This window comes from Halopseudomonas laoshanensis (assembly GCF_008365385.1).
GTDB lineage: Bacteria > Pseudomonadota > Gammaproteobacteria > Pseudomonadales > Pseudomonadaceae > Halopseudomonas > Halopseudomonas laoshanensis.
The window spans coordinates 286,092-306,417 of sequence record NZ_QOVF01000002.1 but is presented as its reverse complement, the minus strand read 5'-3'; the positions used below and the strand labels follow the sequence as shown (position 1 = coordinate 306,417).

The 20,326-nt window shown below is 57.8% G+C and carries 20 protein-coding genes and 1 pseudogene; 14 read left to right on the top strand and 7 right to left on the bottom strand.

Translation table 11 applies throughout. The annotated features are described in order from the left end of the window. Positions 1–62 precede the first annotated feature (62 nt). Complete coding sequence (gene dsbD, locus DT594_RS08045; RefSeq protein WP_425460520.1) at positions 63–1,853, bottom strand: protein-disulfide reductase DsbD; 1,791 nt, start codon at positions 1,851–1,853, stop codon at positions 63–65. Positions 1,854–2,141: 288 nt separating this feature from the next. On the opposite strand from dsbD, the gene DT594_RS08040 reads away from it, so the two are divergent. The 4 genes from DT594_RS08040 (at position 2,142) to DT594_RS08025 (ending at position 5,187) form a co-directional block, all read left to right on the top strand. Continuing rightward, on the top strand, positions 2,142–3,143 hold the full coding sequence (locus DT594_RS08040) for a DUF2333 family protein (protein ID WP_149332209.1): 1,002 nt from the start codon (positions 2,142–2,144) through the stop codon (positions 3,141–3,143). A 6-nt stretch (positions 3,144–3,149) separates the two neighbouring features. Next, the gene (gene yfcD, locus DT594_RS08035) at positions 3,150–3,671 is read left to right on the top strand and encodes an NUDIX hydrolase YfcD (RefSeq protein WP_149332208.1); all 522 of its coding nucleotides are present in this window, start codon (positions 3,150–3,152) and stop codon (positions 3,669–3,671) included. Positions 3,672–3,686: 15 nt separating this feature from the next. Further along, positions 3,687–4,058 carry a translation initiation factor Sui1 gene (locus tag DT594_RS08030; RefSeq protein ID WP_149332207.1) on the top strand — a complete coding sequence of 124 codons (372 nt, stop codon included), beginning with the start codon at positions 3,687–3,689 and terminating at the stop codon, positions 4,056–4,058. An 85-nt stretch (positions 4,059–4,143) separates the two neighbouring features. Then, a complete protein-coding gene (locus DT594_RS08025; RefSeq protein WP_149332206.1) occupies positions 4,144–5,187 on the top strand; it encodes a GGDEF domain-containing protein in 1,044 nt (347 codons plus the stop codon). On the opposite strand, the gene DT594_RS08020 is transcribed toward DT594_RS08025, so the two are convergent. Further along, positions 5,184–5,960 carry a methyltransferase domain-containing protein gene (locus DT594_RS08020; protein WP_149332205.1) on the bottom strand — a complete coding sequence of 259 codons (777 nt, stop codon included), beginning with the start codon at positions 5,958–5,960 and terminating at the stop codon, positions 5,184–5,186. The two genes, DT594_RS08025 and DT594_RS08020, sit on opposite strands and share 4 nt — an antisense overlap. Before the next feature lie 185 nt (positions 5,961–6,145). Here DT594_RS08020 and DT594_RS08015 point away from each other — a divergent pair, with 185 nt between their 5' ends. Further along, positions 6,146–6,913, top strand: a complete 768-nt coding sequence (locus tag DT594_RS08015) for an outer membrane beta-barrel protein (protein ID WP_149332204.1) — start codon at positions 6,146–6,148, stop codon at positions 6,911–6,913. Positions 6,914–7,040: 127 nt separating this feature from the next. Here DT594_RS08015 and ppa read toward each other — a convergent pair whose 3' ends face one another. The 3 genes from ppa to DT594_RS08000 form a co-directional block, all read right to left on the bottom strand. Next, positions 7,041–7,568 carry an inorganic diphosphatase gene (gene ppa / locus DT594_RS08010; RefSeq protein ID WP_096348390.1) on the bottom strand — a complete coding sequence of 176 codons (528 nt, stop codon included), beginning with the start codon at positions 7,566–7,568 and terminating at the stop codon, positions 7,041–7,043. A 182-nt stretch (positions 7,569–7,750) separates the two neighbouring features. After that, on the bottom strand, positions 7,751–8,197 hold the full coding sequence (locus tag DT594_RS08005; RefSeq protein WP_149332203.1) for a GNAT family N-acetyltransferase: 447 nt from the start codon (positions 8,195–8,197) through the stop codon (positions 7,751–7,753). A 140-nt stretch (positions 8,198–8,337) separates the two neighbouring features. Then, positions 8,338–9,597: a 6-phosphofructokinase gene (locus tag DT594_RS08000; protein WP_149332202.1), complete on the bottom strand. Its 1,260-nt coding sequence runs from the start codon at positions 9,595–9,597 to the stop codon at positions 8,338–8,340. A gap of 173 nt (positions 9,598–9,770) precedes the next feature. Between DT594_RS08000 and mpl the strand changes: the two genes are divergently transcribed. Both mpl and DT594_RS07990 read left to right on the top strand, forming a co-directional pair. Further along, positions 9,771–11,135 (top strand): UDP-N-acetylmuramate:L-alanyl-gamma-D-glutamyl-meso-diaminopimelate ligase, encoded by a 1,365-nt coding sequence (gene mpl, locus DT594_RS07995; protein WP_149332201.1) that lies wholly within the window; start codon positions 9,771–9,773, stop codon positions 11,133–11,135. Continuing rightward, positions 11,125–11,751, top strand: a complete 627-nt coding sequence (locus tag DT594_RS07990) for a flavin prenyltransferase UbiX (protein ID WP_281290891.1) — start codon at positions 11,125–11,127, stop codon at positions 11,749–11,751. Before mpl ends, DT594_RS07990 begins: the two co-directional genes overlap by 11 nt. 31 nt (positions 11,752–11,782) lie before the next feature. On the opposite strand, the gene DT594_RS07985 is transcribed toward DT594_RS07990, so the two are convergent. After that, entirely contained in the window at positions 11,783–12,241 is a 459-nt protein-coding gene (locus DT594_RS07985) for a MaoC family dehydratase (protein ID WP_149332200.1), read from the bottom strand. A gap of 244 nt (positions 12,242–12,485) precedes the next feature. On the opposite strand from DT594_RS07985, the gene DT594_RS07980 reads away from it, so the two are divergent. Next, positions 12,486–13,070, top strand: a complete 585-nt coding sequence (locus DT594_RS07980) for an LON peptidase substrate-binding domain-containing protein (RefSeq protein WP_149332199.1) — start codon at positions 12,486–12,488, stop codon at positions 13,068–13,070. On the opposite strand, the gene DT594_RS07975 is transcribed toward DT594_RS07980, so the two are convergent. Beyond that, on the bottom strand, positions 13,029–14,294 hold the full coding sequence (locus DT594_RS07975; RefSeq protein ID WP_149332198.1) for a DedA family protein: 1,266 nt from the start codon (positions 14,292–14,294) through the stop codon (positions 13,029–13,031). The genes DT594_RS07980 and DT594_RS07975 overlap by 42 nt on opposite strands. Positions 14,295–14,515: 221 nt before the next feature. On the opposite strand from DT594_RS07975, the gene DT594_RS07970 reads away from it, so the two are divergent. From DT594_RS07970 to rodA, 6 genes and pseudogenes are all read left to right on the top strand, one after another. Then, a complete protein-coding gene (locus tag DT594_RS07970) occupies positions 14,516–15,781 on the top strand; it encodes a glutamate-5-semialdehyde dehydrogenase (protein WP_246164591.1) in 1,266 nt (421 codons plus the stop codon). Beyond that, a pseudogene (gene nadD / locus DT594_RS07965) lies at positions 15,747–16,473 on the top strand (nicotinate-nucleotide adenylyltransferase). The gene DT594_RS07970 and the pseudogene nadD overlap by 35 nt, the downstream one beginning before the upstream one ends. After that, the gene (gene rsfS, locus DT594_RS07960; RefSeq protein WP_096348383.1) at positions 16,463–16,822 is read left to right on the top strand and encodes a ribosome silencing factor; all 360 of its coding nucleotides are present in this window, start codon (positions 16,463–16,465) and stop codon (positions 16,820–16,822) included. The pseudogene nadD and the gene rsfS overlap by 11 nt, the downstream one beginning before the upstream one ends. Positions 16,823–16,827: 5 nt before the next feature. Beyond that, positions 16,828–17,295, top strand: coding sequence for a 23S rRNA (pseudouridine(1915)-N(3))-methyltransferase RlmH (gene rlmH, locus DT594_RS07955; RefSeq protein ID WP_149332197.1), 468 nt, complete (start codon positions 16,828–16,830; stop codon positions 17,293–17,295). Between the two features lie 3 nt (positions 17,296–17,298). Beyond that, complete coding sequence (gene mrdA / locus DT594_RS07950) at positions 17,299–19,167, top strand: penicillin-binding protein 2 (protein ID WP_149332196.1); 1,869 nt, start codon at positions 17,299–17,301, stop codon at positions 19,165–19,167. Next, positions 19,164–20,321, top strand: coding sequence for a rod shape-determining protein RodA (gene rodA, locus DT594_RS07945; RefSeq protein WP_149332195.1), 1,158 nt, complete (start codon positions 19,164–19,166; stop codon positions 20,319–20,321). Before mrdA ends, rodA begins: the two co-directional genes overlap by 4 nt. The last annotated feature ends 5 nt before the right edge of the window (positions 20,322–20,326 follow it).

The following is a 20,326-nucleotide window of genomic DNA, read 5'->3' as shown; positions in this document are numbered from 1 at the left end:
GCTGTCCAGAATTCGATCAATCCCCTCAGATACCTGCATGATTGGCGCATTAACGCCGAAAATTATCTGACGGTTACCTTGCGCAGATGTGTCAGGAAAGTCTCTTTATCGGTTTCGCCCATCAACCGCAATTGCTCGATTTCGTTACCTTGGGCATCAATGTATAAAAATGCCGGCGGACCAAACAGCTTTTGTGCGGACAGCCAACTGCGCTGATCGGCGGTATTGTCCGTGAGATCAAACTTGATCCGCGCGAAGGGCTCGAGTTGTTCACGCACTTCAGGTGCAGCCAAAATGGTTCTTTCCATGATCTTGCAGCTGATGCACCAATCAGCATATAGCTCCACCAGCGCCGGGCGTTGGTTTTTGCGGGCCAGCTCCAGCTCACGCTGCAGATCGGCCTGGCTGCTGACTCGCGTAAAAAAGCCGCTATCTGCCTCTGCACTGCGCTGGCTCCCAGCAGTCAGTGGCATCAATGGGCGTAACGGATCGCTCGCTCCGGCTAACGCCCCCGTCAGAGCAATCGCCGCATAGATAGCCGATAGCAGCGCAAGCACATGGCCAATGTGGCCCCATGCTCCGCGTGGGCTGCGATCAAAAAGTCCGAGCTGCACGGCTAGTCCGGCGGCCAATGTGGCCCATAGGGCCAGGCTCACCGGGCCCGGGAGCACGCGCTCCAGTAGCCATATCGCGACGCCCAGCAAACCAAAGCCAAACAGATTTTTTACCGAGTTTAGCCAAGGGCCGGAGCGGGGTAGAAACGCATTGCCGAACACGGCCACCAGCAGCAGCGGTAAACCCATACCCAACGCAAGTGTAAACAGCCGCAACGCGCCGCCCACCGCGTCGCCAGTGCTGCTGATATACACCAGAGCGCCTGCCAGCGGGGCAGAAATACAGGGTGATACCACTAGTGTCGAGAGCGCGCCCATCAGCGCTGTGCCAGGGATCGAGCCGCCTCGGGTGCGGCTGCCAGCACGCTCCAGGGGCTCACGCAGAAAAGCAGGCAGACGCAGATCAAATACGCCGAACATCGCCAGTGCAAACAGACCAAAGAAGACCGCGAAGGTAATCAGCACTGCTGGTGATTGAAGCCGTGCCTGAATATTCAGCGCCGCACCGAAGAGTCCGATCAACGCGCCGACCAGCGCGAAAGTAAGCGCCATTGCCAGCACGTAGCTGCCCGCCAGAGCCAGCGCACGGGGGCGGTCAATGTCTTTGCGGCCGACAACCATGCTCGACAGAATGGGCAGCATGGGTAGCACGCAAGGGGTGAATGTCAGCCCGATACCGGCGAGAAAAAACAGGGCCAGCGCCAGGATCGACAGGCGTTCAGCGTTTGTATCGGCAGTGTCGGGTAGCGCCGGTGAAATGACTGAACTGGCCTCCCCGGGCAGTTGCAATTGCACGGTTTCCGGCGGGTAGCAAAGACCCGCATCGGCACAGCCTTGGAAGTCGACAGATAACTGCTGCCCAGAGGCTGCGCCGGCCAGTTCCAGAATGATCTCAACGCGATCGTAGTAGACCTCTACATCGCCAAAGAACTCGTCGTGCTTGGCGATGCCGTCGGGAAGCACAATATTCCTGATCAGGCTGTCGTTCGTCAGGCGGAAATCCAAGCGGTGGCGGTATAAATAGTAGCCTGGGGCGATATCAAACTGAATGCGGATCCGCTGATCATCAGCGGCCACGACGCCCGGCTTGAAAGCCTGCGCAACGGGCAGAAAGTCGGCCTGCCCTCCGGTGCCGTCAACCAAGCCGGAAAAAGCCGGCGCTGGTGAGCGGTCAAGCAGACTGGCTTGGGACACGCCGGGCAAGAGCAGGCACAACAGCAATACAAGGCGTAGCAGCAAATCGACCATCCGCAAAATTGGGCAAGTTCTGGACTGCCACTATAAACGCTGAAACCGCCTTTGCCGAGCGACAAAATGTCATCACTTGCGACTGGCCGGAGTGGCAACGAGGGTGCCAGTACCGCTGCGCTCTGCCGCTCGGCGATAGTAATGAACTGGAGGGCATCTTGCAGGTCTTTAAACCGATGGCCTGAAGCTCTGGCGGGTGTCTGGCGAGGTGTTTGCTGCCCGTGTGATCGTGTCGCCAGAATGATATGCTGCGAAGACGCAAAACCACAGGAGTAGGTAATGAGAATAGGAAAATGGTCGACGGGTGGCGGTTCCACTCGTTCCGCAGATCGGTCGGAGACATTGAGCTCGGGCACGACACGCTCTCTTGTGGCGCCTGTATTGATCGGGCTTTTGCTGATCTATCTGCTGATTTGTGTGGTCGTTGGCTGGTATTGGAGCCGCGAACCGGATCTGCAGCCAATCACCAGCACTCGCGATAGCCAGACGGTGCCCGTAAGCGGCGAGCTGACTGCGGTTACTGTGGCGCATTTGATGTCGACCCTGTTGAACAAGCCGGGCGGGTTTATCACCAATGATGTTGCCCCTCCAGGGTTGTGGCTGGACAACATGCCGCATTGGGAATTTGGTGTGTTGGTGCAGGTTCGCGACATGACGCGGGCAATGCGCCGTGACATGGCGCGTTCACAATCACAATCGGCCGAGGATGTTGATCTGGCCAAGGCAGAACCCCTGTTTCACTTTGACAACGACAGTTGGGCGTTTCCGGCGACGGAAAGCGAATACCAGAGCGGCTTGAATTCGATGGAAAAGTATACTCGGCGCCTGCAGGCCGGGGATGCCGATTTCTATGCCCGGGCGGATAACCTGGCCAGTTGGGTCGGTGATGTGAATACCCGTTTGGGCTCGCTGTCACAACGTCTGTCTGCCAGTGTCGACCAGGGTGCTGTCACTGACGGCAGTCGCCCTCGTGAAAAAACGCCATGGACCGAGATCGATGACACCTTCTTCGAAGCTCGTGGTTCGGCATGGGCGCTGATACACCTGCTGCGTGCGATCGAGGTGGACTTTGCCGAGGTGATTGGGCGCAAAAACGCCAAGGCCAGTCTGCATCAGATCATTCGCGAGCTTGAAGCGACCCAGGAGCCCCTCTGGAGCCCGGTCATCCTGAATGGTGGCGGTTACGGGATGCTGGCCAACCACTCATTGGTCATGGCCAATTATCTGTCCCGCGCCAATGCTGCCCTGATCGATCTGCGACAGTTGCTCGAGCAAGGCTGATTGCGAATGAATACCTCTTCTGTGGCAGCCTACCTGGCTGCATCAGCGCGGGAGCAAGTGTGGCATGTGGACGAGCATGATCAGGTGCTGGGTATCGTGCCTCGTTCACAAATTCAGGAGCAGCGGTTGATCACCCGTTGCACCTATATATTCGTCTATAACAGTGCGGGTCTGTTGTGCATGCACCAGCGTACTGCTCACAAGCGTCTTTACCCGGGTTTCTGGGATTTGGCCGCAGGAGGTGTAGTGGCCGCCGGTGAGTCCTACCAAGAGGGTGCCGAACGGGAACTCGAGGAAGAGCTGGGTATCGCTGGTGTACCTTTGACGCCGCACGGCCGGTTTTTCTTTCAGTCCTCCGAGAGCAAACTCTGGGGCGGCGTTTACAGCTGCTGCTGGGATGGGCCGATCCGGATGCAGCCAGAAGAAGTAATGGATCTGCGCTGGATTGATACGACCTCGTCCTGGCGCCGTGAACATGAGCTGTACACCCCGGATTCCCTGCAGGCCCTGCTGCTGGTGACAGTTTAGCGTTGGAGTAAGTCGATGGTGAAATCCACAAAAGGCCTGGCTGGATTAGGCGGTCTGGTTTATTCAACCGAAACTGGTCGTACCTGCCCCCAATGTCGGGCGGCGGTCGCTGCGTGCGTTTGCGCAGAGCCCGGCATTCCCGAGGGCGACGGTATCGCTCGCGTTCGCCGAGAAACCAAAGGACGCGGCGGTAAAACCGTTACCACGGTCAGCGGTCTCGCTCTAGCGCCGGATCAGCTCAAGGCCTTGGCAAAAGAGCTAAAGGCGCGCTGCGGATGTGGCGGAGGTGTGAAGGAAGGCGTGATCGAGATTCAAGGCGACAAGGCAGATTTCATCTGTCAATGGCTGGCGGGTCAAGGCTACCAGGCCAAGCGCGCCGGCGGCTGAGATTAGGGGGTTGACGCACCTGGTTGCCCCGCCGCTGCTAAACTACTATAGGCTGCTAATAAGATTATCCGCATAAGGATCCGCCATGCTTGAGCCAATGCCGCCTGACAACGAGGTGGAGCGCCAACGGGATCTCGAACAGTTGCATATTCTCGATACTCCCGCAGATCCTCAGATAGACGCACTGCTGCGTATTGCTCAACGTCTCTTCGGCACCCGAACCGTGCTGGTCACATTGATCGACGGGGACCGGCAATGGTTCAAAGGACGGCGCGGCATGTCATTGTCCGAAACTCCTCGCAGGTTATCCTTTTGTGGTCATGCAATTCACCATGAGGCGATTATGGAGGTGCAGGATGCGCTCCAGGATCCGCGCTTTTGTGATAATCCGTTGGTGCAGGGCGAACCTCATATTCGGTTTTATGCAGGCATTCCGCTTCACGGTCCGGCGGGCCATCGAATCGGAACCTTTTGTCTGATCGACGGCAGCCCCAGACAGCTGAGTGAAGATGAGCGCCAGAGCATGCGCGATTTTGCCCGGTTGATCGACGGTGTATTCAACGCATTGTTGCTGTACAGAAATCTGCAGAAGAATCTGCTGGGTTTGCAGCGTGAATTAAGCGATGCGCGCCGCCGTGCCTTGCTGGATCCTTTAACACAGCTGTGGAATCGCGAAGGTTTGCAGCAGATGCTGTCCTCCTATGTACGCCGCGCGCAACGCGAGCAACTCCTGGTCGGCTTTATTTACGCAGATATGGACCATTTCAAGCGGATCAATGACGAGCTGGGTCATGGGGTGGGGGATCAGGTGTTGGTTGAAGCCGGTCAACGTCTGATTGCTGCTGTCCGGCCTCAGGACCTGGCCATCAGGCTTGGTGGCGAGGAGTTGGGCGTGCTGGCTTTGGTCAGAAACCATGATCAGCTTGCCGTGATTGCCGAGCGCATTCGCAACGCTATACGCGCTGACAAGGTTGTGGTTGATGAGCATCGGCTGGACGTGACTATTAGCCTTGGCACGGCAGTGATGCGGGCGGATGACGTGGACCAGGGCGTGGAGCTTATTGATGTTGCCGATCAGGCCCTGTACGCCGCCAAGCAGGCCGGGCGCGACCGGGTCGTGCGCGGTTAGCGCGGCGAGTGTCGCAACCAGTAGTGCAGGTAGCGGCCCAAGTTGCGGTAGGCCGGATGGCGGCTGTAAAGCAGTTCATTCTCGATAATCTGTGCTTGAGTAGACTGCAGCTGAAACTCGGCGGGCATGTAGTCATAAAATACCCGTATGCCGCTTTGCTGGTGAGTTATCAATCCTGATTGGGTGATCCACTGGTTTACTTCAAGCGGATCCAGGGGTTGCTGGGGCGTCAGGCTACGCTTACTGCCTGCAAGCTGGTTCTTCTCCAATTTGCGAAACTGCCCCTTGATCAGGTTTTTGTATACCAGCGCGTCCCGATTATAAAACGCCAGAGACACTGCTCCGCCGGGCAGGCAAAGCTGCTGCAGCACCTTTATTGCCGCAGCAGGATCCACCAGCCACTCCAGTACCGCGTGACAAATCACCAGATCATATCGCTCGCCCCTTGCAGGCAGGTCTTGCAGCGGCAGGTGCAGGTATTCGACCGGGTAGGCTGAGGGGAGGGCGTCCAGATGTTCACGAGAGGCGTCGAGCATCTCAGTCGATGGCTCGCAGAGGGTAAGCCGGTGCCCCTGGGCTAGCAACCATTCACTGATATGCCCCAGCCCGGCTCCCACATCCAGAACGCGCAAGGATTGCTCGGGCTCCTGTATGTCCGTTAGCCATTCCTGCAGATCATGGGTCAATACCGCCAGACGTATTGCGCCTTTCGGGCTGGCGTATATCTTGCGCGCGAAGTGCGCACCCATCTGGTCGAAGTAGCGATCAGCCATGGGGAGGTCTCTGAGGGGTTACAAGGGAAGAAGGGTGTTGCTCGTGTGCTGCGAAATTATAGCAAACCGCTCTAAGTCGCACATCAAGCCGGAAAAACATAGAACTTACCCGATAGGCTTCGGTCGGAGGGAGGGAGTAATTCTATTCATAAGAATAGTTATTTTCATAAAGTAAGGAGTATTTAATGCGGTCACGCAATTCTTTGATCAAGGCATCGACCTTCGGTGTTCTGCTGGTTCCAGCGTTCGCTTTTGCTCAAGGCACCTCTTCCCAGGACCCCATGTCCCATCTGGGCATTAAAGGTAGCTATAACGAATACAGCTCCGATTCCGACATCAGCCAGATTGATGACTCCAAAGAAAGAATGCCCACGATTGGTGCTTTCTACAACTTCGGTAACAAGCTGACCAGCCAGAGTGGTTTTATCTACCAGGCCGGTATTGAAGCCAACTATGGTGAAAAGGATGACAACGAAGTGCGCGAGGCGCGGGGCGAAATCGACCTGGGTTTGCGTGCACCGTTGGATAACAATTTCTCCGCCGATTTCATCGTCGGTGCGGGCTACGACTGGAGCCGCTTTGAGCCAGACGCAGGCGATGGCCTGGAAACTCGCGTTACCAACGAGAGCCCCTTTGCCAAATTGGGTCTGGGGTTGAACCATCACGGCCAGACCGTGACTACGCGTTTTGAAGCCGGTACCCGTTACAGCATGGGCGGTGAAACCAAGTTCCGTGTTGAAGACGTTGGCAGCGAGACGCTGGACATGCAGGACAAGGCCAACCCCTATGCCGAGCTGACCTTGCTGTGGAACAACCGTGAGAACGCTATGCCGATCTCGGCTTCGCTTTACTATGAGCGGACCAACTACGAGCTGGAAGATGCCGAACAGTTGACCGCGAATACCAAGCTCGAAAGCGATGAAGTCGGCCTCAAGCTGGGTATGATGTTCTAATACCGCTTGTTGCCATAAAAGCGGATATAGGCTGCGGTCTCTATCCGCTTTTTTCTGCGTGCTATAAAACCGAATCCCGGACATAAAAAAAGCCAGCTTGTGGCCGGCTTTTACTGGGGCAAAACGCTTATTTTTGGTAAGCGTCTACTGCCTTTAAAATTTCCGCACGGGCTTCGTCAGCGCTACCCCAGCGGTCAATCTTGACCCACTTGCCGGCTTCCAGATCCTTGTAGTTTTCAAAGAAATGCTGGATCTGCTGCATCAGCAGCTCAGGCAGGTCGGTGTATTCCTTGATGTCGCGGTAAAGCACGCTCAGCTTGTCGTGCGGTACGGCGATTAGTTTGGCGTCCCCGCCGCCGTCATCGGTCATGTGCAGCACGCCTACGGGGCGGCAGCGAATTACTGCGCCTGGGGCAACCGGATGCGGGGTGACCACCAGCACATCAAGCGGGTCGCCATCATCAGCCAGGGTATTGGGGATAAAGCCATAGTTGGCCGGGTAGAACATGGGTGTGGCCATAAAACGGTCGACGAACAGTGTATTACTGTCCTTGTCGATCTCGTATTTGATCGGCGCATGATTGGCCGGGATTTCGATGGCGACATAAATGTCGTTGGGAATATCTTTGCCTGCGGGGATCTGGTCGTAGCTCATGGGTTACCTGGGTCGGCCATGGGTGGAAAATTCTGGGCCGAATTATAGGGCTTAAGGGTTGGGATACCAAGCAATAAGCAAGGTAATCAGATAAAACCTTGGTCGTAGAGCGCCAGATGCGGGTTTTCTGACCGGCGGTGCCGGTTGCAGGGCACCGCCGTTAGACAAAGACCGTGGGCAAGTCAGAGTTTGAGCGAGAAATAGTGAAATTCGGCGTCATCAACGAAGCCCAGCGACCGGTACAGGCTGTGCGCGGTGGTATTGGTTTCCCCGGTCATCACCGTCATGCGTTGTATCCCTTCTGCGCGAGCCATGACTTTTGCCTGGTTGAGCATGTTGTCGGCGACCAGCTGCCGGCGTGCCTCCTCGACTACATAGATGCCTTTCAGCACCCAACTGGCCGACAGGGTCAGTGCGGAGAAGCTGGGAATAAATTGGCAGAATCCCAGAACCTTGCCGCTGTCTTCATCCTCGGCTACCAGAATCACGGCCTGTTCGTTCTTCAACCGGTCCTCCAGAAAGCGACGGGACGCTTCTGGTTTGGGCAAGTGGCCATAAAATTCACGATATTTGATAAATAATGGCGTCACTTCGTCCAGACGGCTGGTATCGGCCTGCACTATACGCATACGTATTCCCCGGGAATGGTCAGATTATGGCCCACTGTTGGTGGTGGGTCAGCTCTAGGTATCCTGCCCCAGTGTCTGGAAATCTTCAATCTGCAGTGCAAAAAAACCCGCCAGGCGGCGGGTTTTTATTACAGATTGAGTCAGATCTTGAAAGTCGGAAGTTTGCGTTCGACCGTCACGTTATTCAGCCGGACATAGTCAGGCAGGCCGTTGCGGAAGGGTGGGTAATCTTCACCCTGAATCAGGGGTGATAGATAGCGCCGGCATGCGTCGGTGATATGAAAACCGTCTTCGGTGATGAATTCCGGCGGCATGAACTTCTCGACGTTGGCGACATCTTTCAATGGCGCTTCAATGATGTCCCACTGATAGGGGCTGTCTTGCAGGCGACGGATCGCCGGCATCACCGCGTTCTTGCCGTCCAGCGCCATACGAACAGCGGCCTGGCCTAAAGCGTAGGCCTGTTCCACGTCTACTTTGGAGGCGATGTGACGAGCGGCGCGCTGTAGGTAGTCGGCGACGGCCCAGTGGTACTTGTAGCCGAGCTTGTCCTTCACCAGATTGGCGATAGTAGGGGCCACGCCGCCTAGCTGAGCATGACCGAAGGCGTCGGTCAGACCGGTCTCCGAAAGGAACTTGCCTTCAGTGTTCTTGATGCCTTCGGATACACCGATGACGCAGTAGCCGTAGGTCTCAACGCATTGTTGAACGCGTGCCAGAAAAGCTTGTTGATCAAACTTCACCTCAGGAAACAGCAGAATGTGCGGCGGTTGATCGTCCGCTTCACTGGCCAGGCCGCAAGCGGCGGTAATCCAGCCGGCGTGCCGACCCATGACTTCGAGAATGAACACCTTGGTAGAGGTGGCGGCCATGGAGGCGACGTCAAAACCCGCTTCGCGAATGGAGGTGGCTACATACTTGGCCACGGAACCAAAGCCCGGACAGCAATCGGTGATCGGCAGATCGTTATCCACGGTCTTGGGTACATGGATAGCCTGAATCGGGTAGCCCATGGTCTCGGCCAATTGGGAAATCTTCAGGCAGGTGTCGGCGGAATCACCACCGCCGTTGTAGAAGAAGTAACCGATGTTGTGCGCGCGGAAGACTTCAATCAGGCGCTCGTATTCGGCGCGATTGGCTTCCAGGCTTTTGAGCTTGTAGCGGCAGGAGCCGAAAGCACCGGACGGTGTGTGACGCAGTGCAGCGATATTCTCGTCAGGTTCCTGGCTGGTGTCGATCAGGTCTTCGGTCAGGGCGCCGATAATACCGTTGTGACCCGCATAAACGGTGCCGATTTGCTCGGGATGCAACCGGGCGGTTTCAATCACGCCAGCGGCCGAGGCGTTGATAACGGCGGTCACGCCGCCGGATTGAGCATAAAAGGCATTTTTAACGGACATGCGAACTCCCTGTGTGGAATTGGATACCTGGCGGCAAATGGCTGAAAGACTGATGGCGCGGATAATAGCCGAATCTGCAGTCTATTGCATGGCCGTCTGGCGGGTTGTCCTGCTGCCGGGTTGCCCGTGGTAACATTCCGGCAACCATTTCCGGACGCACCTAAGGCGAAAGCATGCACCTGCATATTCTGGGTATCTGCGGCACTTTCATGGGCTCTCTGGCGCTTCTGGCGCGTGAGCTGGGGCACCAGGTCAGCGGATCGGACGCCAACGTCTACCCGCCCATGAGCACTCAACTAGAAGCGCAGGGCATTGCCTTGATGGAAGGTTACAGTCCGGAGCATCTGCAACCTGCTCCGGATCTGGTGGTGATTGGCAATGCCCTGTCGCGCGGTAACCCGGCGGTGGAGTTCGTGCTGGATAAAGGATTGGCCTACGTGTCCGGCCCGGAATGGTTGGCCCGTCATGTATTACAGGATCGCTGGGTGCTGGCGGTGGCGGGCACGCATGGTAAGACCACGACCTCCAGCCTGTTGGCCTGGATACTCGAGCATGCCGGTATGGCGCCCGGTTACCTGATCGGCGGAGTGCCGCAGAATTTTGGCGTGTCGGCGCGGTTGGGCGATACCCCGTTCTTCGTGGTGGAGGCCGATGAGTATGACAGCGCCTTTTTCGATAAACGTTCCAAATTCGTCCATTACCGTCCGCGCACTGCCATTCTGAATAATCTGGAATATGACCACGCGGACATATTTCCTGATCTCGCAGCTATCGAGCGGCAATTTCATCACCTGGTGCGTACGGTCCCTTCCAGTGGGTTGATCATCTACCCGCAGGCCGATGCTGCGCTCGAGCGGGTGATCGAGATGGGTTGTTGGACGCCGTGCCAAACCACTGGCAGGGGAGGGCAATGGCAGGCGCGACTGCTGGTTGCCGACGGCTCGCGCTTTGAGGTCTGGCTGGATGGCGAATGCCAGGGCGAGGCGGAGTGGACTCAGACAGGTGAGCATAGCGTTGCCAATGCGCTCACGGCGCTCGCCGCCGCTCGCCACGTGGGTGTTACCCCGGCTCAAGGCATCGCCGCACTGGCGCAATTCAAGAGTGCCAAGCGGCGCATGGAACTGCTGGCGCTGATCAATGGCGTGAGTGTATATGACGATTTCGCACATCATCCGACCGCCATCGAGACCACCCTGGCGGGTTTGCGCGCCAGTATTGGCGATGCGCCTTTGATTGCGGTGATCGAACCGCGCTCCAATACGATGCGCCTGGGTGGGCATTCCCAGGCGCTGGCCGAGAGTGTGCGCAGCGCTACTCAGGTGATCTGGTTCCAGCCGCCGGGGCTGGACTGGTCATTGGAGGCAGTGGTGGAGCAGAGTCCGGTGCCGGCCAGTATTGATACCGACATAGACGGCATCATCAGTAGCCTGGTGGCCGAGGCCAAACCGGGCACCCGGATTGTCATCATGAGCAACGGCGGATTCGGCGGAATTCATCAGCGGTTGATTCAGGCTCTGGAGGTGCAGTGTGGGCACTAAGCGCGTCACGCTGGCGATGACCGGCGCTTCAGGCGCTCAGTACGCCTTGCGGTTGCTTGAGTGCCTGGTCAAGGCGGAGGTCGAGGTGTTCTTTATGATCTCGCAAGCCGCTCAGCTGGTAGTGGCAACGGAAACCAATCTGACGCTGCCACCCAAGCCCCAGGCGCTGGAGATCTTCCTGACGCAACATTATGGCGCGCGCCCCGGACAGATTCGCGTATTTGGCAAGCAGGACTGGATGGCCCCGGTCGCTTCTGGCTCCGGTGCGCCGAGTGCGATGGTGGTGTGCCCCTGTTCGACCGGGAGTCTCTCGGCGATCGCCACTGGTGCGAGTAACAACCTGATCGAGCGTGCGGCAGATGTTGCGCTAAAAGAACGGCGCAAATTAATTCTGGTGCCCCGGGAAGCGCCTTACTCGACTGTGCATCTGGAAAATATGCTGAAACTGAGTCAGATGGGCGCTGTCATTTTGCCGGCCAGTCCGGGATTTTATCACCAGCCAGCCTCAGTAGAAGATCTGATAGATTTTGTTGTCGCGCGGATTTTGAATCAATTGGATATACCCCAGGAGCTGCTAGCGCGCTGGGGCGAAGAGCGAGAACAACGGGCGGATTAGACTCCGCCCGGTTCGTGCTCAAGCTTCATCTTCAAACAAAGTACAGAGTCAGCCCTTCAGCAATAAAGGCGGGCTTTTCAGTGCCTTCAATTTCCAGCGTGGATTTGGCTTTGACCAGCCATTGGCCAGGATTTTTCTCCGTCACATCCACCACGCTCACGTGCAGGCGCACGCGTGAGCCAACGCGCACGGGTTGGATAAAACGCAGGCTATCCATGCCGTAGTTGACGGCCATCTTCAGGCCCTCTGGGCGGACCAGCAGGCCAGCCGACAGGACCGGCAGCAAGGACAGCGACAGAAAACCATGGGCGATGGTGCCGCCGAACGGGGTCTGCTTGGCCTTTTCTTCATCAAGATGGATGAACTGGTGGTCGCCAGTACATTCTGCAAACTGGTTGACGCGCTCCTGATCGATGGTCATCCACTCGGAATGGCCCATGTCTTTGCCTATAAAGGATTTAAGTTCGGATGCGGGTACTGCTGCTGTCATGGCGTTCTCCATGGCTCTGTTATTGTTGTGGCCCTAGGCCGATGAAACGATCACTCACAATGAATGATCATAGAAATATAGACATAAGTCCTGTTCTTTTGCCATGTTTGCAAGGGCGTGAGGCAGGGTCAATCGTCTGACCCTTAAATAGGTATGCTGAATGCTGCGTCCGCAGCGCCGGCGGCGCTAGTTGGCCGATACCTTGATTAGCCAATACTTTGATCAATAGTCCACTGAGGTAAGCATGACCGACAGACGTGCCCTTTTTCCGTTGAAAAGCATATTGCTGCCTGGCTGCATAATGGATCTGCAAATATTCGAGGCCCGTTATCTGGATATGGTCAGCCGCTGCTTCAAGCAGGGTGAAGCGTTTTTGATCATGCCGCTGGAGTCCGGGCCGGAGTCAGGCCAGGGCGACCTGCGATTTGCCGCGATCGGCTGCGAGGCGGCCATAGTGGATTGGCAACAGCGTGATAACGGCCTGCTCGGCATCCGCGTTGAAGGGCGGCGACGGGGTCGGGTCAGCGACGTTGAGGTGGCGCCGGATGGCCTGGTGAACGCCAACGTGGTCTGGCTTGAGGAGCAACCTGATCAGGTCCTGAATGCCGAGCATGAGGATCTGCAAGCCTTGCATGCGGCGCTGCTGGATCATCCCATAGCCGAAGGTCTGGGCCTGCCGCCACTGGCGGACAGTCAGCAACAGCTCAGTTATGAGCTGGCGTTCCTGTTGCCGTTTTCGCTGGACCAGAAATCAGTGTTGTTGGCCATTGAGTCGCCCAGCGCGCGGCTACAACAGATCAGTGAGTGGCTGGAACTGATGCAGGCCTGACAAACTCAGCAGGGCGGCCAGCAGCGGCAACAGCATTAGGATGCCAATCATTCTGGGCGGGATCGAACGCAGTGGTCCGGCTCGCTCCATTAGCCACAGGCTGAACAGGCAGGCCATGGCAATGGTTAACCCGCTGGCGAGCAGGTGGAACAGAGCGGCGGTCTGATTACCCAGCAAGCCGGCAGTGATGGCAAGGATCGCCGGCAGCGACGCCGCAATCCAGAGCACGCGGACCCATAAGCTGAACGCGCGGCTGCAGGATATCAGCAGGCAGATCAGCATCGTCAGGCTGGTAGACATGCTCAGGTATTCGCCCGGCAATTGCAGCGCAATGTCAGCGGCCAGGTTGAACAGAGCGGCCAGGCCAAGCAATAGACAGTGTCTTTTGCCGCCACACAAAGCCAGGCCTGGCAGAAGCAGAAGGCCGAGCAGCCAGGTGAAGCCGCTATCCGCCAGTGGGCCAAGCAGTCTCAGGATCGGGTACGGCTGGTGGGTCAGATGCTCTATCCAGGTCGCCAGAGTGCTGTCCAATACGCCGAGCCAGGGGCTGGCGAAAGACAGCGCGATCAAGCCCACCAGGCAGGCGCCTGTGGCCGCCAGGCTGCTCCAGCGCTCCTGCTTCCAGATGCAAAAGAATACCAGTGCAGCAATGCCGGCTACGGCCGCCAGCAGACCGAACGCCTGGTGCCAGAAATAAGCGGGTACCTGCCAGCGCGTGGCATGCCCAGCCAGGTAGCCAGGAATGACATAGATCGGCGCCCAGGCCAAAGCAGAGGCGAGATTGACCAGTACAAAACGGCCAATGGGCATGTCTAGCATGCCGGCGATCATTGGAATGATCGGCCGTATGGGGCCCACAAAACGGCCCAGTATGATGCTCAGTACCCCATAACGCCGGAAGAATGCTTCGCCACGGGCTATCCATTGCGGGTGCCGTTGAAATAGGCTCAGCCGGCGTATGTCCTGATGAAATAGCCGGCCCAGGGTGAAGCTTAACAGGTCGCCAACTACGGCGCCGGCAAAGGCCCAGCCCATGGCGCTGAGCAGTGGCATACCCCAGGCGCCTGCCATCGCCGTGACGGCCACCAGCAGCACCACGCCTGGCACCAGCAGGCCGGCAATGGCCAGCGACTCAAGCATGGCAATCAAGAACAGACACCAGCCCAGCCATTGGCGGTGGTCGCCTAACCAATTCAGCAGGTCTGTGGTGAAAAGATCGCCCATCGTCAGTGTCGGTTCCTATGCCGGCTGGCTGCTACCAAGCGGGCTGCTATTGCTGGTTTGAGAGTGATAAACCCTAGGCAATGGGGTTTCCGGGTGGTGCACCGAGGATCTGATTGATAATTCAGCGGTATATTCTCGATCATAGCAGGTCCGCCCTGTCCACTACCGAGAGGGACAGTTATAATCGCCTTTTGATTTCGTGGCTGGCAATAGGTGAAGGCATGCGTGCGGACCAGGTTACAGACTATATGCACCAGCTCGGGCGTGAAGCGCGCCAGGCTTCGCGGGTCATTGCGCGCGCCACTACAGCGGTCAAGAATCAGGCGTTATTAGCCATAGCTGAAGCTATTGAAGCGGCTCATGGCGAGCTGATCGAAGCCAATCAAGCCGATTTGCAGGCTGGCCGCGAGAACGGCCTGGACGCGGCGATGCTTGACCGGCTGGCACTCACCCCCGCGCGGCTCGAAGCGATGGTTGAAGGCTTGCGGCAAGTAGCGGGGTTGGACGATCCGGTCGGTGTGATCCGCGACATGAAGTTTCTGCCATCGGGTATCCAGGTGGGCAAAATGCGCGTGCCGCTGGGCGTGATCGGCATCATTTACGAGTCCCGACCCAATGTGACAGTCGAGGCCGCCAGCTTGTGCCTGAAGTCGGGTAACGCCTGCATCTTGCGCGGCGGCTCGGAATCTATTCATTCCAATCGTGCTATTGCCTTGTGCATCGCCCAAGGGCTGGCTGAAGCCGGCTTGCCAGCCAACGTGGTGCAGGTGGTAGAAACCACAGACCGCCAGGCGGTGGGTGAACTGATCACCATGCCCGAGTTTGTCGACGTGATTGTGCCCCGGGGCGGCAAGGGCCTGATCGAGCGTATCAGTCGTGATGCGAAAGTGCCGGTAATCAAGCACCTGGATGGTATCTGCCACGTGTATGTCGATGATCGCGCCGATCTCGGCAAGGCCGAGGCTATTGCATTGAACGCCAAGACCCATCGCTACGGGGTGTGCAATGCCATGGAAACCTTGCTGGTGCATCAGGCAGTTGCCGAGCAGTTCCTGCCGCGCATGGCTGATTTGTATGCGAGCAAGGAAGTAGAGTTGCGCGGCTGCCCGGCGACCCGTGCCATTGTGCCCCAGGCTATCCCTGCGACCGAAGAAGACTGGAGCACAGAATACCTGGCGCCGATTCTGTCGATTCGGGTGGTCAGTGATATGGACGCTGCGATTGCGCACATCAATACCTACAGCTCCCAGCACACCGATGCCATGGTGTCAGAAGACTTCAGCCGTGCCAGGCGCTTTTTGGCCGAGGTGGACTCCAGTTCGGTCATGATCAATGCCTCTACGCGCTTCGCTGACGGCTTTGAATATGGGCTAGGGGCGGAGATCGGTATTTCCACTGACAAGATTCACGCGCGTGGCCCGGTTGGGCTGGAAGGTTTGACCAGCGAGAAATATGTTGTCTTTGGCGACGGGCATATCCGCCAGTGATGCTGCGATGACTCGTCGCATTGGTTTACTGGGCGGCACTTTTGACCCGGTACATTACGGGCACCTTCGCGGTGCGCTGGAAGTGCGCGACTGCCTGGATCTGGATGAGGTGCGGCTGATCCCCAGCGCGCGCCCACCGCATCGAGATCAGCCCGGCGCTACCGCACAGCAGCGTCTGGCCATGGTGCGCCTGGCCGTGGGCGAGCACAGCGGCCGGCATGGTGGGCTGGTAGTGGATGATCGTGAGTTGCAGCGCAACAAACCTTCCTACACGGTGGAAACCCTTGAATCATTGCGCGGTGAGCTGGGCAATACTGTTACCCTGTTCATGATTCTCGGCTGGGATGCCTTTTGCGGCTTGCCGGCATGGCATCGCTGGGAAGAGCTGTTGCAGTTGGCCAGCCTGGTCGTATTGCAACGGCCGGAGCAGGACCAGGATTTACCCGAGGTGCTCAAGGATTTGCTTGCCGCACGCAGTATCAATGATCCACGCCAGGCAAATGCCCAGCACGGACAGATCCTGTGTTTGTCGCAGACGCCCTTGGCCATCTCCGCGACGCATATCAGGGCGTTACTCGCCGGCGGGCAGTCGCCGCGCTTTCTGTTGCCTGATGCCGTACTTGACTATATTGAAACCAATGGGCTGTACCGGCCCTGATACCGAAGGATCTGAATCCGATTATGCAGATTGATGAATTGATCAAACTGGTGGAAGGCGCACTGGAAGAGTTGAAAGCCAAAGACGTGTTGTGCATCGACGTGCATGAGCTGACGAGCGTCACCGATTACATGGTGATAGCCAGTGGCACTTCCTCGCGGCATGTCAGCTCGCTGAGCGACAATGTGGTCGAGAAGGCGAAGGCGGCAGGCTGTCAGCCTCTGGGTGTGGAAGGCAAGGATTCCGGTGAGTGGGTGCTGGTCGACCTGGGCGATATTGTCGTGCATGTCATGCAGCCGGCCACCCGACAGTTCTATGACCTCGAGCGCCTGTGGCAAAGCGCCGAGTCGCGGCGCGCCCAGCAGCAAATCCCCAACGAGTAATTGCTGTGCGGATACGCTTGATCAGCGTGGCGTCACGTATGCCCGGCTGGGTAGAGCAGGGCTACCAGGAGTATGCCAAGCGCATGCCGTCTGACCTGCCAGTGGACCTTGTGGATATTCCGTTGGCCACACGCGGCAAAAATGCCGACGTGGCCCGGTTGATGCGCAAGGAAGGCGAGCTGATGCTGGCGGCCACTCAGCCCGGTGAACGAATCGTTACGCTGGAGGTCAATGGGCGTAACTGGTCGACCGAAGAGCTTGCCGGGCAGTTGGAGGCCTGGCGGCTTGAAGCGCGCAACGTCAATCTGATGGTAGGCGGGCCGGAGGGTCTGGCTGCTGAAGTCAGTGCCCGCAGTGATCAACGCTGGTCACTTTCTGCGCTCACGCTACCTCATCCGTTGGTAAGGATACTGCTGGCTGAACAGCTGTATAGAGCCTGGACCATCCTCAACCGTCATCCTTACCACAAGTGATCCATGGCCAGACCGATCCATCTTAAAGACCATTCCTCCGATGCTCGGATAGTACAGAGCCGCGTAGTGCTTGCGGCGGTGGTGGTACTAGGTCTGGCGGCGATTCTGGTGGCACGCCTGTATTACCTGCAGGTGACTCAATACGAGCACCATACAACGCTGTCCGAAAATAACCGGGTGCATGTGCAACCGGTGCCGCCGGGCCGCGGGCGAATTTATGATCGCAATGGCGTGGTGCTGGCGGAGAACCGACCTAGCTTCAGCCTGAGCATCACCCGCGAGCGGGTACCGGACGTAGAACAGCATTTCAAGCTGCTGCGCTCGGTCCTGGGGCTTTCTGTTGAAGACGTCGAGCTCGCACAGCGCCGGTTGGCGCAGGCGCGACGGCCCTTCGAAGCAGTACCGGTGATGTTCAATCTTACCGAAGAGCAAATAGCTCAAGTGGCGATCAACCAGTTCCGGCTGCCGGGGGTGGAGGTACAGGCGAGCTTCGTCAGGCATTATCCATTAGGCGAACATTTTGCTCACGCCGTCGGCTATGTTGGCCGGATCAACGAGCAGGAGATGGCGCGCATCGATCAGGTGTCCTATGCGGGGACACACTATATTGGCAAGACCGGTATCGAGCGCTACTACGAAGACCTGCTGCACGGCACCGTCGGCTATGAGGAAGTCGAAACCAATGCCCGTGGCCGGGTATTGCGCGTGCTCAAGCGGGTTGACCCGCTGTCAGGCAAGGACCTGACGCTGCATCTTGATAGCCGTCTGCAGGCGGTGGCTGAGGAAGCACTGGGCAATCGCCGCGGCGCGATCATTGCCATCGAGCCCGAAACCGGTGGCGTCCTGGCCTTTGTTAGTCAGCCGGGGTTCGACCCCAACCTGTTTGTTACTGGTATCAGCCATACCGATTACGGCGCCCTGCGTGACTCCCTCGACCAGCCGCTATTCAACCGCGTACTGCGTGGCTTGTACCCGCCTGGGTCTACCATCAAGCCAATGGTTGCACTGGCAGGCCTGGAAAGCGATGTCACCACCCGGGCCAGCAGAGTCTACGATCCTGGGTTCTACCAATTACCCAATAACAGCCATCGTTATCGTAACTGGAACCGGCAGGGTGATGGTTGGGTGGATATGCGCCTGGCGATTGCGCGTTCCAACGATACCTATTTTTACGATCTGGCGCATAAGCTGGGCATTGATCGCATGCACGATTTCATGAGCCAGTTCGGCTTGGGTACGCGCGTGTCGCTGGATATGTTCGAGGAATCAGCCGGCCTGATGCCGTCGCGCGACTGGAAGCGCAAGGCCCGGCGCCAGCCTTGGTACCCCGGTGAAACGCTGATTACCGGGATCGGCCAAGGTTATATGCTGACCACGCCGCTACAACTGGCGCAGTCGATCGCTCTGGTAGCCAACCGCGGGGTCTGGGAACGTCCGCGGCTGCTGATGCACGCCGAAGGCACGCCCCCGGAGGAAGTCGATACCCCTGCGGACATCGAGCTGAAAAATGATGAGGACTGGGATTTCATCAAGGCAGCGCTGGAAGACGTGATGCACGGCGCGCGCGGCACGTCACGCGCGGCAGCACTTAATGCGCCCTATCGCATGGCCGGTAAAACCGGGACCGCTCAAGTGGTAGCGATTGCTCAGGGGGAAAAATATGATTCGGCGGCGTTGCGTGAGCGGCATCGAGACCATGCGTTGTTTGTCGGATTTGCCCCTGTCGAGTCACCGCGTATCGCGGTGGCGGTGATGGTAGAGAATGGCGAGTCCGGTGGCCGCGTCGCCGCGCCTGTGGCTCGAGCTCTGTTCGATGCCTGGCTGTTGCCTGACCCGGAGCCTGAAGTATTCACCGTCGAGGCGCAACCATGAAAAGTTTGATTGCGGCGGTCACAGGAGCTCGGCTGGGAAGCCGTCCGGCACTCGGTCGTCGCGAGCCGATCTGGCAACGCATTCACGTTGATCCCTGGCTGTTGTTGTTGATTCTGGTGCTGGCAACGGTGGCGGGCTTTGTTTTGTATTCCGCCAGCGGCATGAATATGGCGCTGCTCTACCGGCAGGCCGCAGCCTATTGTGTGGGTCTAGCAGTGATGTTGGTCATAGCTCAGTTCCAGCCGCGCTTTATGGAGCGCTGGGTGCCGGCGGCTTACATCCTCTGCGTGTTGTTACTGGTTGCGGTGGAACTTGTCGGGGTGCAAGCGAAGGGGGCACAGCGCTGGCTGAGCATTCCCGGCCTCATGCGCTTTCAGCCGTCGGAGCTGGTGAAACTGGTTATGCCGATGGTGGTGGCCTGGTATCTGGCGCGCCATGCTCTGCCGCCGACGCTGAAATCGATCTGCATTACGCTGGCTATCATTCTGGTGCCGGTTGTGCTGATTCTGAAGCAGCCCGACCTGGGCACCTCGCTGCTGGTGGCGATTGCGGGTCTGTTCGCATTGCTGATGGCTGGCCTGCGCTGGCGCTACATCATCGGCGCGCTTTTGCTGCTCGCACCACTGGCCACGGCCATGTGGTTTTTCGTCATGCATGAGTATCAGAAGCGTCGGGTGCTGACCTTCCTCAATCCTGAAAGTGACCCGTTGGGAGCCGGCTGGAACATCATTCAGTCGAAAGCGGCGATCGGCTCTGGAGGAGTGTTTGGCAAAGGTTGGTTGCAGGGCACGCAGTCCCATCTGGATTTCCTCCCGGAAGGGCATACCGACTTCATTATTGCGGTGCTGGCCGAGGAGTTTGGCCTGGTGGGTGTGTGTCTGCTGTTGGTGGTGTATCTGTTGATAATCGCCCGTGGCTTTTACATTACCCTGCAGGCTCAGGACACTTTCAGCAAATTGCTGGCAGGTAGCGTAACGCTCACCTTCTTTATCTACGTGATGGTGAATATCGGCATGGTCAGCGGGATATTGCCGGTTGTAGGGGTGCCATTGCCGCTGATCAGTTACGGTGGAACCTCACTGGTAACGCTGCTTGCTGGTTTCGGCATCCTCATGTCGATTCATACCCATCGCAAGTGGATGGTTCAGCGCTAATGGGT

Excerpts from the sequence above, each read along its gene's own strand:
- rodA (WP_149332195.1), top strand. The coding sequence starts at position 19,164 with ATGAAAAGTTTGATTGCGGCGGTCACAGGAGCTCGGCTGGGAAGCCGT.
- ppa (WP_096348390.1), bottom strand. The coding sequence starts at position 7,568 with ATGAGCTACGACCAGATCCCCGCAGGCAAAGATATTCCCAACGACATT.
- DT594_RS07970 (WP_246164591.1), top strand. The coding sequence starts at position 14,516 with ATGCGTGCGGACCAGGTTACAGACTATATGCACCAGCTCGGGCGTGAA.
- DT594_RS08025 (WP_149332206.1), top strand. The coding sequence starts at position 4,144 with ATGCTTGAGCCAATGCCGCCTGACAACGAGGTGGAGCGCCAACGGGAT.
- DT594_RS08015 (WP_149332204.1), top strand. The coding sequence starts at position 6,146 with ATGCGGTCACGCAATTCTTTGATCAAGGCATCGACCTTCGGTGTTCTG.
- DT594_RS08005 (WP_149332203.1), bottom strand. The coding sequence starts at position 8,197 with ATGCGTATAGTGCAGGCCGATACCAGCCGTCTGGACGAAGTGACGCCA.
- DT594_RS08040 (WP_149332209.1), top strand. The coding sequence starts at position 2,142 with ATGAGAATAGGAAAATGGTCGACGGGTGGCGGTTCCACTCGTTCCGCA.
- DT594_RS08030 (WP_149332207.1), top strand. The coding sequence starts at position 3,687 with ATGGTGAAATCCACAAAAGGCCTGGCTGGATTAGGCGGTCTGGTTTAT.
- yfcD (WP_149332208.1), top strand. The coding sequence starts at position 3,150 with ATGAATACCTCTTCTGTGGCAGCCTACCTGGCTGCATCAGCGCGGGAG.
- DT594_RS08000 (WP_149332202.1), bottom strand. The coding sequence starts at position 9,597 with ATGTCCGTTAAAAATGCCTTTTATGCTCAATCCGGCGGCGTGACCGCC.
- rsfS (WP_096348383.1), top strand. The coding sequence starts at position 16,463 with ATGCAGATTGATGAATTGATCAAACTGGTGGAAGGCGCACTGGAAGAG.
- DT594_RS07985 (WP_149332200.1), bottom strand. The coding sequence starts at position 12,241 with ATGACAGCAGCAGTACCCGCATCCGAACTTAAATCCTTTATAGGCAAA.
- mrdA (WP_149332196.1), top strand. The coding sequence starts at position 17,299 with ATGGCCAGACCGATCCATCTTAAAGACCATTCCTCCGATGCTCGGATA.
- DT594_RS07975 (WP_149332198.1), bottom strand. The coding sequence starts at position 14,294 with ATGGGCGATCTTTTCACCACAGACCTGCTGAATTGGTTAGGCGACCAC.
- DT594_RS08020 (WP_149332205.1), bottom strand. The coding sequence starts at position 5,960 with ATGGCTGATCGCTACTTCGACCAGATGGGTGCGCACTTCGCGCGCAAG.
- mpl (WP_149332201.1), top strand. The coding sequence starts at position 9,771 with ATGCACCTGCATATTCTGGGTATCTGCGGCACTTTCATGGGCTCTCTG.
- DT594_RS07980 (WP_149332199.1), top strand. The coding sequence starts at position 12,486 with ATGACCGACAGACGTGCCCTTTTTCCGTTGAAAAGCATATTGCTGCCT.